The 12,896-nt window shown below is 48.4% G+C and carries 14 protein-coding genes; 7 read left to right on the forward strand and 7 right to left on the reverse strand.

What is annotated here, in order from left to right; genetic code table 11:
• Positions 1–119 precede the first annotated feature (119 nt).
• Entirely contained in the window at positions 120–620 is a 501-nt protein-coding gene (locus FS806_RS09785) for a hypothetical protein (protein ID WP_260982046.1), read from the reverse strand.
• Positions 621–867: 247 nt separating this feature from the next.
• Here FS806_RS09785 and FS806_RS09790 point away from each other — a divergent pair, with 247 nt between their 5' ends.
• Together FS806_RS09790 and FS806_RS09795 are read left to right on the forward strand one after the other, a co-directional pair.
• Positions 868–1,797, forward strand: a complete 930-nt coding sequence (locus tag FS806_RS09790; RefSeq protein WP_144935207.1) for a D-alanyl-D-alanine carboxypeptidase family protein — start codon at positions 868–870, stop codon at positions 1,795–1,797.
• 305 nt (positions 1,798–2,102) lie between these two features.
• Positions 2,103–3,770, forward strand: coding sequence for an alpha/beta hydrolase family protein (locus FS806_RS09795; protein ID WP_186328305.1), 1,668 nt, complete (start codon positions 2,103–2,105; stop codon positions 3,768–3,770).
• Positions 3,771–4,685: 915 nt separating this feature from the next.
• Here the strand turns inward: FS806_RS09795 and FS806_RS26680 are convergent.
• Together FS806_RS26680 and FS806_RS09805 are read right to left on the reverse strand one after the other, a co-directional pair.
• Positions 4,686–4,778 carry a YjcZ family sporulation protein gene (locus tag FS806_RS26680; protein ID WP_144935213.1) on the reverse strand — a complete coding sequence of 31 codons (93 nt, stop codon included), beginning with the start codon at positions 4,776–4,778 and terminating at the stop codon, positions 4,686–4,688.
• Between the two features lie 104 nt (positions 4,779–4,882).
• Complete coding sequence (locus FS806_RS09805; RefSeq protein WP_144935216.1) at positions 4,883–5,773, reverse strand: DMT family transporter; 891 nt, start codon at positions 5,771–5,773, stop codon at positions 4,883–4,885.
• Between the two features lie 336 nt (positions 5,774–6,109).
• On the opposite strand from FS806_RS09805, the gene trpB reads away from it, so the two are divergent.
• Positions 6,110–7,270, forward strand: a complete 1,161-nt coding sequence (gene trpB, locus FS806_RS09810) for a tryptophan synthase subunit beta (protein ID WP_144935218.1) — start codon at positions 6,110–6,112, stop codon at positions 7,268–7,270.
• A 37-nt stretch (positions 7,271–7,307) separates the two neighbouring features.
• On the opposite strand, the gene FS806_RS09815 is transcribed toward trpB, so the two are convergent.
• A complete protein-coding gene (locus FS806_RS09815; protein ID WP_144935220.1) occupies positions 7,308–8,066 on the reverse strand; it encodes an SDR family NAD(P)-dependent oxidoreductase in 759 nt (252 codons plus the stop codon).
• Between the two features lie 400 nt (positions 8,067–8,466).
• On the opposite strand from FS806_RS09815, the gene FS806_RS09820 reads away from it, so the two are divergent.
• Together FS806_RS09820 and FS806_RS09825 are read left to right on the forward strand one after the other, a co-directional pair.
• A complete protein-coding gene (locus FS806_RS09820) occupies positions 8,467–8,787 on the forward strand; it encodes a hypothetical protein (RefSeq protein WP_144935223.1) in 321 nt (106 codons plus the stop codon).
• A 5-nt stretch (positions 8,788–8,792) separates the two neighbouring features.
• The gene (locus tag FS806_RS09825; protein WP_144935226.1) at positions 8,793–9,242 is read left to right on the forward strand and encodes a hypothetical protein; all 450 of its coding nucleotides are present in this window, start codon (positions 8,793–8,795) and stop codon (positions 9,240–9,242) included.
• Here the strand turns inward: FS806_RS09825 and FS806_RS09830 are convergent.
• On the reverse strand, positions 9,150–10,196 hold the full coding sequence (locus tag FS806_RS09830; RefSeq protein ID WP_144935228.1) for a YkvI family membrane protein: 1,047 nt from the start codon (positions 10,194–10,196) through the stop codon (positions 9,150–9,152). The genes FS806_RS09825 and FS806_RS09830 overlap by 93 nt on opposite strands.
• A 100-nt stretch (positions 10,197–10,296) precedes the next feature.
• Positions 10,297–10,974: a hypothetical protein gene (locus FS806_RS09835; RefSeq protein WP_144935231.1), complete on the reverse strand. Its 678-nt coding sequence runs from the start codon at positions 10,972–10,974 to the stop codon at positions 10,297–10,299.
• A gap of 281 nt (positions 10,975–11,255) precedes the next feature.
• On the opposite strand from FS806_RS09835, the gene FS806_RS09840 reads away from it, so the two are divergent.
• On the forward strand, positions 11,256–11,828 hold the full coding sequence (locus tag FS806_RS09840; protein WP_144935232.1) for a xanthine phosphoribosyltransferase: 573 nt from the start codon (positions 11,256–11,258) through the stop codon (positions 11,826–11,828).
• Positions 11,829–11,948: 120 nt separating this feature from the next.
• Positions 11,949–12,266: a hypothetical protein gene (locus FS806_RS09845; protein ID WP_144935236.1), complete on the forward strand. Its 318-nt coding sequence runs from the start codon at positions 11,949–11,951 to the stop codon at positions 12,264–12,266.
• Positions 12,267–12,348: 82 nt separating this feature from the next.
• Here the strand turns inward: FS806_RS09845 and FS806_RS09850 are convergent, their stop codons facing one another.
• Entirely contained in the window at positions 12,349–12,666 is a 318-nt protein-coding gene (locus FS806_RS09850; protein ID WP_144935239.1) for a hypothetical protein, read from the reverse strand.
• Between the last annotated feature and the right edge of the window lie 230 nt (positions 12,667–12,896).

Below are 12,896 nucleotides of genomic sequence, written 5' to 3' on the forward strand. Positions count from 1 at the left end.
CTTCGCATAGAAGCTTTTTTTATTTTCGGGTAATCGGAAAATTGTGTGGTTCTTCAGCAACACTTCAACTTTCATCCATATCCGGCAATTTCTCAAAGAAGGTTTCATAGGTTGTTTTGTTAATTAATTATATTTTCTTCGTTTAATCCACTAACATGAAAGGCTTCCATTTTGTTATCATAACGTGCTATAAAAGCAACTTTCCCCTCCGTTATTCTCATATAAGTAAAGACGGTGGCTTGGCCTCTTATTTCACCATTCTCTTCATACCATGTACCTTGTTGTTCGAGAACAATATCATGCCATTTAGCGAAGCGATTTACCGTGACTAATTTAAGGTTTGCTCGATCTAACCAGTCCGCTAAATGATGACTTCCACTAACCGACCCTTTAGGTCCGATAATTTCAATGTCTGTACGAGTCAATCCAAGTAGTGAGGGAATATCTTTTTCATTCGACTTTTCAATCCATTGTTCAGCCGTTTCAATTGTTGATGTTAGTGTTGCTCTTTCAGATTTATGTTTGAGGAACGAGGAAGAACGTTCAATAAGCTGCTGTTCATTGATGTTAAAAACGTTTAGCAAAAGCTCCCTGACCTCTTGTTTGTTAGATTCATCCATAAATAATCCGATTACGTTATTTTTCTAAATAGAAATTTAAGAAATTCTTTAGCTATTGTTATCTATTGGTTAAACAATTTTCGGTAAAGTAAGGACCAGATATAACGAGAGTTCGGTAAACGTGGAATTAAGCAATGCATGAAGAAGGCAGCGGCGGCTATGGGCCGAGATTTGGCCATTCTTGCAGAGCTGGTCCAGGGACGGACGTTCAGACAGTAACAGATTGACGGAGGAAAGGGTCGGAAGCATGAAGCAAAAATTTGCACTTTTTGTATGTATTGTTGCAGTAGTACTACTGGTTAATATGGTAGGGAAAGATCAGTGGAGCCGGGTATGGGGACATGTCAAGGTTCAGACCAACAACCGCCAATTCGCGATGAATGAAATTCGGGGAGAAGCCGCCATTCTGATGGATCAGAGAACAGGCAAGGTTCTTTTCTATAAGAATGATAAGGAAAGGATGTATCCTGCCAGCACGACGAAAATATTGACCGCACTTCTTGCCCTCGAGCTGGGAGACCTGGACGAAATGGTTCAGGTTGGGGAAGAAGCGGTTCCGCACCCCGGGGAAAGCAGGGCGGGGCTTGTGCCCGGGCAGCAGTTCAAGCTGATCGATCTGCTCCATGCCCTCATGCTGCCTTCAGGCAATGACGCGGCAAGGACGATCGCCATTCATATTGCGGGCAAAGTAAGCGGCCGCGAGGATATGGAGCCTGACGAGGCAATAGACTACTTCGCCCAGCTTATGAATAATAGAGCGAAGCAAGCGGGGGCGAAGCAGTCCCATTTTGTCAATCCTCACGGTTTGCATGATGAGAATCACTATACAACCGCCCGCGATCTGATGATGATCGCCAGTGAAGCGATTAAGAACGAGCAGTTCCGGAAAATTGTCAATACGGGGCAATATACCGCATACAGCAAGGGTAGAAACCATGCAGATACGCTAAGCTTTACCAACACCAATCAATTACTTCAAAGAAACAGCGGCTACTATTTCGAAGGGGCGGACGGCATTAAAACCGGGTTTACGGATCAGGCAGGTTATTGTTTAGTCTCCTCGGCTACCCGTTATAATGCCGGATTGATCGCTATCGTGCTCAAATCTACGAATGATGAAGTCTGGCGGGATTCCAACCATCTGCTCGAGTACGGATTCAAGGCTCTGTCCCAATAAGATTCAACCGTTCTTATGTAAATGAAGCATCATCTGATACTGTGCATACGGATACTGATCTCGCGTTCTAGTGAAGAATGCTGCATCTTTTTGTACCGGGCCAATCGAAAATAGTTTCTGGACAGAGCTTTCCGCGTATAGGATAATTAAATAGAATTCAATTGATTTTCGGAGAACGGGAAACCGCGATCGGAAAGGAGACGGAAGGAACGCTTCTTTTCTTCGTAGGACGATTGGCAGAAACTCTTAATCGTCCCAACTGAAAATCTTGAATGATCTATTACGCAGGGGGCTTGATGAAAACGATGAAACAAGTTAAATGGAAAAAGGTTGCGGCCGGTACTGTGCTTGCTATTAGCTTAAGCCTTCCAGTGAATGTGATGGCGGCTCCGGTTCCCGTTGCTAGTGTGACAGTTGAGGCTGCCATTGCGGATTTGGTGCCTCTCAGAGCCGTTGCAGAATCGATCGGTGCCCAAGTATCTTGGAATCAGGAAACTTATCAGGCGGAAGTGCGCCGGGGAACCCAGTCGCTTACGGTGACCATCGGCGAACAGAAGGCAATCGTGAACGGTGCGGAAGTGCATATGAACAAAGCGGCAGAACTGGTCAATGAAACGACGATGGTTCCGCTGGATGTCATTAGTCAGGCTTTCCAGGCCGAGCTCGAATGGAATGACGAAACCGGCCTTACGATTGACAGCAATGATCTTATCTCTATTAGCGGTTATCTAATGAGCCTTGTCCAGAATGGGCAAATTTCCGAAATCCCCTCTTACATGAGCGCCCCATTGCAGAAGGCCATGCAGCCGGAGTTGATTGCGGCTATTAATGCGCAATTAACTGCAATGTACGGCACTATTGAACAGTTGGCCGGCGTACAGCGGGAAGATAATGCTGTGCACAACAATGTGAAATTGACCTATATGACGGACAGACAGCTTCCTCTTGAAATAACGCTGCGATTCGATCAGAATCAGAAGCTGGATGATGTTTACATTCCTTACTTGTCGGCGGGCGGTTATGAGAAGCCGGATTATGACGATTCGAGCGCCTACACGGAGAAAGAGGTAGTTATTGGCGAAGGGCAGTTTAAATTACCGGGCACCCTGACGCTTCCTGCAGGCGAAGGCCCGTTCCCGGTTGTTGTACTGGTTCATGGTTCGGGTCAGAACGATCGTGACGAAGCGGTAGGAGCCTATAAGCCTTTCCGTGATATTGCGGTCGGTCTGGCCGCGCAGGATGTAGCTGTGCTCCGATATGAGAAGCGGACTCGGGAATATCCTTACCAATCCATGTCCATCCCGAATTTCACCGTTAAAGAGGAAACGGTCGATGACGCTCTGGAAGCAGTGAAGTATCTGCTTAAGGAAGACAAGATCGATTCCGAACGGATTTATCTGGCCGGGCATAGTCAAGGCGCCATGCTCGTTCCCCGGATGATCGAGGCGGATGAAGAAGGCCATATTGCCGGCGCCGCCGTTATTTCCGGACCTTCAACTCCTCTGGAGGATATCCTGCTGTGGCAATTCGAGAACCAATTGGACAATGCCAAGAAAGCCCAGGCTCCTGCAGAGCAGATTGCGCAGCTGGAGCAGCAGATTGCATTGTTTAAGGAGGATTTGAAGGCGATCAAGGATCCTGCGGTGCAGACCCAACCGGATAATTTCTCCTTCGGAAATTTTGCCTGGTGGAAGGACTTCAGCAACTACTACGGCGGAGAAATCGCCAAGGAACAATCGGTTCCGCTGGTCATTATGCAGGGGGAGAACGATATCCAGGTGCCTGCTAAAGAGCTGGATGGCTGGAAAGAAGCGCTAACCGCACGCAGCGATGTGACCTACAAGCTTTATCCGAAGATGAACCACTTCCTGATCGAGGTGGACCAGCCGTCTACCGGAATGGAATATTCGGTTCCGGGTAACGTATCCAAGCAGCTCATAGACGATTTGGCGGAATGGATTAAGAATAATTAAACTCATTGGCCGGGGGAAACCCCGGCTTTTTCTTTTCCGGCACGGATATCTAGTGGATTTATTTGTGGGTGTTTTACCTGTTCTTATATTTCATCGGTAGAACGCGCCTGTCCAAAGGACGGCGATAGCCGTTTATCCTTGTGCGAGTTTGCTCTGACGCGTCTAACTGAATTTATACAGCTAGTTTGCTTTTCTAGAGCGAAAGACGGTAACTACCTTGAAAATCCGTCTATTTTACCGTCTGCAGGCATCGTTGCAAGCGTAGCGGCACGTCTAACTGTATTTTGTACAGGTAGATTCAAGCGAATGGGCGAAAATGATCAAACTAACTGGATAAACTACAGTTAAAATGGGCAACTTTGGGTGAAACGACTGTTTTGGCGCAAACTAGCTGTAGGTTTTCCAGTTAGTTTCCATATTTCTTCCGAATATAGAAATCTAACTGTATGAAATCCATTTAGTCTTCAAATTTCACACTATTGAAGCAATTCAACTCTATTCTACCTTGATAATCCATCCATTTTCATCATCGATGGTGTCGCGTTCAGCGGCATGGGGGTCTAGCTGCAAAATGCAGCTAGTTTGTGCAAAAAGGCGATTTCAGCAAAAAACCTCGATTCAAAATGTAGTTTTTCCATTTATTTCAATAGCCTTCCACCATTCGCTCGAATTTACCTACATACAAATACAGCTAAATGTTTACCAAACGAAGGGATGGCGACCGACCGGCCATGAATATTTGATGGGTCCCGCTAGTCGGCCGCGTTCAGAAGAATTAGACCCCGTCTCAGCCGGGGGCGAAGGAGCTACGAAGGTTGCAGCTTAGCGGCTTTTTCCCGAATAAAACAAACGGCCAACGCCTCACAAGGCACTGACCGTAATCAGACATATCCGGTTTCTCTGCAAGGACTTAAATCAGATCCAGGCGCGAGAAACGATGACCAAGAGTATGAAGAGAACCAGAATAACTCCGGTGCTGGTCCAGAGTCCACCTGCAGGATGTCCCATGTTCAAGTCCCCCTTTCTCTTCCATCTGGTCCTATTTTATGCGATCGCGAGAAGGGAGGTCACGAGGGCATCATGAAATGTGCGAATGCCTCTATTGTCTACGGTTAACCGATCAGCCGAAGCAGAATCATACCGCAGAAAGCGCAAATAATTCCCGCCGTTTCCTGGCGGTTGAATTTCTCCTTCAGAAACAATCTGGCATAGAACAGAATAATCAGGACATTCATCGCTACGACCGCCGATACGAGCCCGGTGACTCCAAGCTTGAACGCGGGAAGCAGGAGCAGCATTCCGGATATGTTGCTGACTCCGACGACGAGTCCCCAGAGAATAGTTTTCGAGAAAGACCAATTTGATTTAGTGTCGGGCGAATTACCGGGTTCCTTCTGTGCTTCATCAGAGCTCCTTTTGTTCCGTCCCCATAGCCAAGAAATAAAGAACAAAACCATCCCTGTCGCATACATAATGACTAGTGTGGGAATGGTCTCACCGCCCCATAATACGGCCTGCTTGGAGGCGACGTCGGTTAACCCGAAAGAAATAAGAGTAATGATTCCCCACTGAAGCCCCTTCAAATTCGAGAACGAGAGATCACTGGAATAACGGATCAAGATGATGCCGCAAATAATGACAAGAAAAGCGGCCCCTTGCCCCCACGTAAGTGCTTCCCCCCACAAACCGTAAGCGAGAATAACGACGACAACCGGAGGAAGACCGGCCATAATCGCAATTAAAGAGGCTTTGCCGACCGCAAAACCTTTATACATGGCCGCATTGGCCGTAAAGGAAAATACCCCCATGAAGAGTCCAATCCAGACTCCGGGAGTCCATTCCGGCTGAACGATGAAATTAAGTCCGACCCCAATGAGCGTTCCGGACAAATAAACGGCGAATAAAAGCAAATTGCGATCCAACGGCTTCTGGGAAGACCATTGATACAGAATTCCTCTTAGCCCAAAGCATAGGCAGGCTAAACCAGCATAAACAAGCCACATTGTACTACTCAGATCCTTTCTGTCATTCTATCAGGCTGTGCCAAGTCACTCTAACCACTATAGGCAGACTCACGAATTCCGTCAAGGAGGGAATCTTTATGCTGGTGAACCGGCGAGAAGAAAACCGGCCCCCCCATTTCAGCATTGATCTGATAAGAAGCACTGGCTCTCCCGGCAAAGAAGCATCATCTCTCATCCTAAAAGCGGGAGGGTTCCGGAATTTAGTATTCATGACAAAAGGACGGGATTCTAGTAAAATGAGGTGGACAGCTTAGTGCAGCCAACCTTAATCGCTAAACTTTGAAAAATTTGATTGTCTATCGGGAGGGTTTAAGAATGAGTGCGGAACAGCAAGCGGGTTATTTCGGTTCATTCGGGGGCAGCTTTATTCCTCCGGATTTGCAGCAGGCCATGGATTACTTGGCGGAGCAGTTCGAGAAATATAAGAATGACCCCGAGTTTACTGAGGAGTACAAGTATTATTTGAAGGAATATGTCGGCCGGGAAAACCCTCTCACGTATGCCAAGCATTTGACCGAGAAGCTCGGCGGGGCCAAAATTTATTTGAAGAGGGAAGATTTAAACCATACCGGTTCTCATAAAATCAACAATGTGCTGGGTCAAATCCTGCTGGCGAAGCGGATGGGGGCCAAACGGGTCATTGCCGAAACAGGAGCGGGACAGCATGGAGTGGCTACCGCCACGGTCTGTGCCATGTTCGGAATGGAATGCGTTATTTATATGGGAGCCGAGGACACCCGCCGTCAGGCGCTGAATGTATTCCGTATGGAGCTGCTGGGGGCCAAGGTAGTACCGGTCAACAAAGGGCAGGGAAGGCTGAAGGACGCGGTTGATGAGGCTCTGGAAGACCTGGTGGCCAATTACAAGAATACGTTCTATTTGCTCGGATCCGCCGTAGGGCCTCATCCGTTTCCAACGATGGTGAAGCATTTCCAATCGATTATCAGCGAGGAATCGAAGAGGCAGATTATGGAGAAAGAAGGCCGCTTGCCGAATGCGGTCATCGCTTGTATGGGAGGAGGAAGCAACGGCATCGGTTCGTTCGCGCATTATATTGATGAGCCGTCCGTCCGGTTAATCGGAGTGGAGCCCGATCAAGCCCCGACCCTGACGCAAGGCGTGCCGGGAATGCTGCATGGATTTAAATGTCTCGTTCTGCTCGATGAGAACGGCGAACCGCGGAAAACTTACTCCATCGCCGCCGGTCTGGATTATCCGGGAATTGGACCGGAGCACAGCTATTTGAAAGAATCCGGCCGCGCCGAATACTATACCGTTACCAACGAGGAAGTGCTTGAAGCTTTCCAGGTGCTCTCCCGCACCGAAGGAATTATACCGGCCCTGGAAAGTGCTCATGCGGTTGCTTATGCTCTGAAATTGGCCCCGATCCTGGATAAGGATCAATTATTGATCGTTAACTTGTCCGGCCGTGGTGACAAGGATGTCGAGCAGGTATTCGAAATGCTTAATAAATAAAAATGAGAAGGAACGGGGGATGATATTCCCTCGTTCCTTATTCGTAAATCATTCGGATCGTCATGCCCCCGTCAATGATCAGGTTCTGGCCGGTAATAAAACCGGACTGCGGCCCGGTCAAATAAAGGCAGGCTTCGGCAATATCGTCCGGGGTGCCGACTCGGCCTACCGGATGCTGCTTCTTGTCCCGCTCACTATGCTGTGGCAGGGTGGCACGCGAGGATAACTGCCAGTCGCATGTTTCGATCCAACCCGGGCTGACGGCATTCACCCGGATTCCATACGGCCCCAGACTGACGGCCATGGAATGGGTCAGAGCCAGCAGTCCTCCCTTGGATGCGGAGTAGGCTTCCGTATCCGGCTCGGACATGAGCGCCCTCGTTGACGCAATATGCAGAATGCTGCCTCCTCCCTGTGTTCTCATCACCTGTGCGGCTTGCTGTGAACAGAGGAAGGCACCACGCAAATTGACGGCTATGACGCGGTCGAAATCGTCGGCAGACAGCTCCATCATCGGCGCATTGCAGCTGATACCTGCGTTATTCACCAGTACGTCAATTCGCCCGTATTCTTCCATCGTCAGGCGAAACCAGCGCTTGACCGCTTCTTCATCGGCGATATCGACGCACATGAACATGGCCTGCCCGCCGATCTGCCGGATTTCCCGAATGACTTCGAATCCGGCTTCTTTGTCTATGTCGGCTATGGAAACCAAATATCCGCAGGAAGCAAATTTCCAGGCAACGGCCCTTCCGATTCCTTGTCCTCCTCCTGTTATCATGACCACTCGGTTCATATTGACCCTCCTTCTTGCAGCTTGACGGTACCGTACCGAAAGCATTAAAATGGGACAAACTTTCTAATTGGCATAAAAAAGCTAACTTTAAAACCGGGTTATTCGTCTTCGAAGAGGCTCCGTTAGGAGCTTTTTTTATATTTCATCGGTAAACGCACCCGTCCTAAGGACGGCGATAGCCGTTTATCCTTGGCGGGGTCATTTCATTATACGGAAAGCTAGAGAAATATGGAAATGTTCGTTGCTTTTTCGATAAAGGTTCGAATACTATAGAACTAGTACATAAGATAATAGGAAACGTAAGATGTATCAATCATTCAGCTCGGGCTGAACACAAGCCGAACTTGCATCATGGACGGTAGGAAGATACATTTCGTCGGCTTGCGAAAGGAGGCAGGACATGGGTTCACCGAGAGGAAACCGGCCGAACAGGCCCATTACCTATCAGATCGGATGGAGAAAAGGCAGGATTGAATATGATCCGGCGGGAAAGGGGAGCAAGGACCACGGACATTCGGGTTCGAAACCGGGCTCCAGAGCCGGAATCGCCACATATCCCGCAGAACGTCCTACCTTAACGGGAATAGCCGGTTTGCTGTGGAAAAGGCTGCCTTTCGTTCCGTTGAAGGCCGCTGAAGTGCTGCTGTGGGCACTGCCTGCTGTCAGTTTTGCCATGATTATTTGGCTCGTGCATTCGCTGATTCATATAGGGAAGGGGTGACCGGCATGTACACTACGTGGGCGATTTTTGCCGGAGTCGTTGGATTGATAGTGACTGGAGCGGCCGTTTTTACAGTGTGGCATGTCTATTTTGCGGCACAGCAGGATGCGGACAGGCAGGGAAAGCCTGCGCCCGGACACTCACTGGAATCGAGAGTAAGCTCCTACTTTTTGCAATGGACCGTGCTTGATTATGTAATGCTCGGGTTGATCGTAACCGGCCTGCTGTTTCTATTTGTCGATTTATTGGCGGTAATGCGCAATCCCGGCCGATTTCCGTATCATCATCATGCTTACCTGATGGTGGGCTTTGTGTTCAGCTTTCTGGGCACGCTGTTCATGGTCGTTCGTCTTGCCTTGACCTTACAGAGTATACGTCCTTCTGCGACGGGGGAAGAGCATCATGATCAGCCAGAGCAGACTGACCCCGCCGAACAAGGGATACAGAACGGATAGCAGCTTGCTGAATCCGATTTGGCTGACCAGATAGCTGACAGCAAGAATAAGGACGATCCCTTGAGTCCGGGAGATTCGGGTCCGCTGCTCTAACTGGAGAGTGAGTCCGTATGCATCCGCAATAAAAGTGGTGAAGATTTCTCCGAAAATAACGAAAACATACAGCAATTGAATGACGGGGCCCAGGTGGCGGATAATTTGTCCCATAGGAATTTCGAACTGAGCTATATCCGGCATCCGTGCGGCCAATGCGATATGAGCGGCCAAGAGCATTACCCCGATGCCGATCCCTCCGATAAGCCCTCCCCAGAACAGGACCGAACGGTCCCGAATGGCTGAGCCAAGCGGTACCAGAACCGCTTGCGCCATAGCCAAATTGAATGCGCTATATAGGAAAGGGGAGAACCATACCCTCCATGCGGAAGAGTCGGTGGACAACTGCAGCCATTGGCCGGCGTTAGGCAAGCTCAGGGTTGACCAGACGACAATGACCGAGAAGATCATCATAACAGGAACAACGATAGAGTTAACGACCAATATCCCCTGAATACCCCGGGTCAGTACCAGGTAAGAGAAGATGATCGTCAGAAGGAGTCCCGCCTGATAGGACATGTTCAGTTGTTCCTTGAACAGAGAACCGGCTCCGGCCAGCATAATCGTCGTCACGCCGAAGAGTACGATCATGGTAAACAGACTGACATAATTTCCGATTCGCTCCCCGAACAATATCCGATTGAGATCCTCATAAGACTGTGCCTCCAATTTATGGGCCATCAGCATAATTTTAATCCCGATCCATGTGAAGAACAGACAGGAGAGGCCGATGGTGAATGCGGCAGCAGAACCGTACCGGGTATAGAACTGCAAAATTTCCTGTCCGGTAGCAAACCCGGCTCCGACAACGGTTCCGATGTAGGTAAAGGCAACCTGCATAATCTTCCCTGTCCTGCGCATAAAAATAAAGCCCCCTTGTCCACACCATTAATATAAGGTATGTCCAAGAGGGAGCGGGCATGACTATTGGATTGCAAACTATCTCTTGTTTCCGGCCAGCCTATTGCTTCTGGGCATCATCGAACAATTTGATCGACTGGATTTTCCCTGTTTTGGAATCGATGTCGAGCCTGAGCACGGTAGCTTCGTTAGAATAAGCCATGACGTAGTTGGTGGTCGTATCCGGCTCGCCCAGAGCCTTGATGGCATCGGCTGCTTTCTGTCCGAGCTTCAAACCGTTCAGACCCGGGTCGATATCGATCGAATCAATGCTGACAAATTCAACCTTGTCGGAACGATTGATTCCTACGGTAAAATCCGAATAATCCAACACCGTGATGGGATCGGTCGGATCATCCATAACAAATTCGTTGTCAGGTTCTCCAAACTTGTCCAGGACGGTCTGCCTGCTATCCGAGATGGACAGTCCCATCAGCAACGGTCTTTCGCTGCTGTAGGCTTCTATTTCGGGCTTGTTCCGATCAGGCGTCATCGATTGGGCCGTTCCGGAAGGAGGTTCGCCCTCCTGTGGTACGAAGACAGGAGTGCCGTTAACCGGTGCCCCCTCTCGGGATTCGAAAGGGGAAGGGGCGGGCTGGGACTCATTCAGCTTGTCGTTCATTGTCGAAGGAGACGGGGCCGGTTGAGCTTCCTTGCCGCCGCTTTGGCAGGCAGTGAGAGCGGCGGCAGCGGCACAGGCCAGTCCAACCAGGGCGACCCTTCTAATAAAGGGGTACATGATTTTTCTAGTCCTTTCAATTGTACTGTAATGAGGTACGTTCCATTCTTTTCTATACTTATATAGACAACTTAAACGCGTCGAAAGTTTCACTTTTTTTGTAAAAAAACAAAAAAAGTTGTCTCTTGATCAAGACGGACCGGCTGTGATAAGTTTTTAATCAAACCATATGCAAAGGATGCTGTTTCTTCTTCCGTTATGACTATGCCAGTAATGGGAGTGAAGGTCGGCTTAAATGGGAAGTAGCATTTTGTGTCAAGTTGGGGAGGCTGAGTTTTGTTATGGAACGGTTAAAACAACAAATACGCGAGCATGGAAAAATTTTATCGGATAAGGTTCTTAAGCTGGATGCCTTGCTGAATCACCAAGTGGAGCCTTCTCTTATTATGGAAATGGGGCAAGAATTTGCACGAAGATTTCAGGGGGATAACATTACGAAAGTGATTACAGTGGAATCTTCCGGGATCCCGGTTGCTTTCGCAACGGCTTGTCATCTTGGGGTTCCCATGGTTTTCGCCAAGCGCAAGAAGACGCTGACGACCGATGAGGATTGTTATATGGAACGGGTTCCTTCCTTCACCAAAGGAATTGTAACGGATATAATGGTATCCAAATCGTTCCTGTCTCCGCAAGACCGGCTGCTCTTCATTGATGATATTATTGCAAATGGGGATGCAGCCCGAGGCTTGATTCGGATTATCGAGCGGGCCGGAAGCCAATTGGCAGGAATGGGGATTGTCGTAGAGAAGTCCTTTCAGAAAGGGGCGCAAACGATCAGGGAACAGGGAATCCGCTTGGAATCTCTGGTCAACATAACCGGATTAACGGATGGGATCATTCACTTCGGTTCCTGATTTTGCAAGAATCTGCCGAGCGGGATTAGGCAGGTGGATTTTGACAGACGTTCTTTACCTTCCCAACCTTGTTGTTTTTCGTTATAATTAAATCAGACTATAGAGAGAGGAGGCATTGCTATGGGGAAAGAGAACGTGCCGGTGGACTATTTCAAGACGAAGCTGAGGGAAGCCAAAGTTCATTTTGAACGTGCCCTGGACTGCAAGCATACAGAATTCGACGACTTGTATCCCTATATGATAGAGCATCCCCAATTCTTCTGGTACAAACGCTATGTAGCTTGGTCGGAATTGTTGACGATCGTTAAGCTGTGCGGTGAACTCGAGGTTAATTGGAAAGAGCAATTTACTCCTCAACAGATCAATTACATTGAGTCAAGAGTGATGTCCGGAACAGTGTTGGATTGCTGGTATGAGTCGAAAGAGCATGTCGGTTGACAGCCTTCGGGATAACGAATCGGATACGACCTAAAAGCGGCTTCGCTTTTAGGTCTTTATATTACTATCCGCAGCATGCGGATCACAGCTCATGAGGCAAAATGTTCATGCTCTCGATATGCTTCCTTGTTTCTGGAGTTCCTAACTGATGCAGCATTTGATAAATTTGCTGCAGGTTGGCATCATACCATTCATTTTCTTTATCATGGGAATATTCGCGGAAAGGGATGACGGCTCTGGCGGCAGTACTGATTTCCGAAGCGGATGTATCTTCGAATAATTCCTGCAGCTTGTCCAATTCATCATCGGTTGCCTGAATAACGAACTCGTAATTCAAGGCTTGCTGATCCTGCAGAATCTCGCCGGGGGCGACCGCTACATAGTATGTTTTTTTCTCCACGGGTGTCGCTCTCCTTCCATAAACCGAATCTTTACAGAGCTTCTCTCAGTCAATTACTTTGTATATATAGAGCAAAAAAACCAACCTTATATCCTATATTGCCCCGAAGAAACCATGTTATGTATGTCCGTTGGCCATAACTACATGAATTAGCTTACTATGGATATAAAGAAGATCAAGAGGCCTGGCCAAAAGGCCGTGAATAGAAAACAAATCGGGAGCATTTGGTA

Source organism: Paenibacillus sp. 32O-W, from assembly GCF_007679495.1.
GTDB lineage: Bacteria > Bacillota > Bacilli > Paenibacillales > NBRC-103111 > Paenibacillus_L > Paenibacillus_L residui.

Bases quoted from the DNA above. Each gene is read 5' to 3' on its own strand.
- FS806_RS09790 (WP_144935207.1), top strand. From the start codon at position 868: ATGAAGCAAAAATTTGCACTTTTTGTATGTATTGTTGCAGTAGTACTA.
- FS806_RS09835 (WP_144935231.1), bottom strand. From the start codon at position 10,974: ATGTACCCCTTTATTAGAAGGGTCGCCCTGGTTGGACTGGCCTGTGCC.
- FS806_RS09805 (WP_144935216.1), bottom strand. From the start codon at position 5,773: ATGTGGCTTGTTTATGCTGGTTTAGCCTGCCTATGCTTTGGGCTAAGA.
- FS806_RS09845 (WP_144935236.1), top strand. From the start codon at position 11,949: ATGGGGAAAGAGAACGTGCCGGTGGACTATTTCAAGACGAAGCTGAGG.
- trpB (WP_144935218.1), top strand. From the start codon at position 6,110: ATGAGTGCGGAACAGCAAGCGGGTTATTTCGGTTCATTCGGGGGCAGC.
- FS806_RS26680 (WP_144935213.1), bottom strand. From the start codon at position 4,778: ATGGGACATCCTGCAGGTGGACTCTGGACCAGCACCGGAGTTATTCTG.
- FS806_RS09785 (WP_260982046.1), bottom strand. From the start codon at position 620: ATGGATGAATCTAACAAACAAGAGGTCAGGGAGCTTTTGCTAAACGTT.
- FS806_RS09830 (WP_144935228.1), bottom strand. From the start codon at position 10,196: ATGCGCAGGACAGGGAAGATTATGCAGGTTGCCTTTACCTACATCGGA.
- FS806_RS09840 (WP_144935232.1), top strand. From the start codon at position 11,256: ATGGAACGGTTAAAACAACAAATACGCGAGCATGGAAAAATTTTATCG.
- FS806_RS09825 (WP_144935226.1), top strand. From the start codon at position 8,793: ATGTACACTACGTGGGCGATTTTTGCCGGAGTCGTTGGATTGATAGTG.
- FS806_RS09815 (WP_144935220.1), bottom strand. From the start codon at position 8,066: ATGAACCGAGTGGTCATGATAACAGGAGGAGGACAAGGAATCGGAAGG.
- FS806_RS09820 (WP_144935223.1), top strand. From the start codon at position 8,467: ATGGGTTCACCGAGAGGAAACCGGCCGAACAGGCCCATTACCTATCAG.
- FS806_RS09795 (WP_186328305.1), top strand. From the start codon at position 2,103: ATGAAACAAGTTAAATGGAAAAAGGTTGCGGCCGGTACTGTGCTTGCT.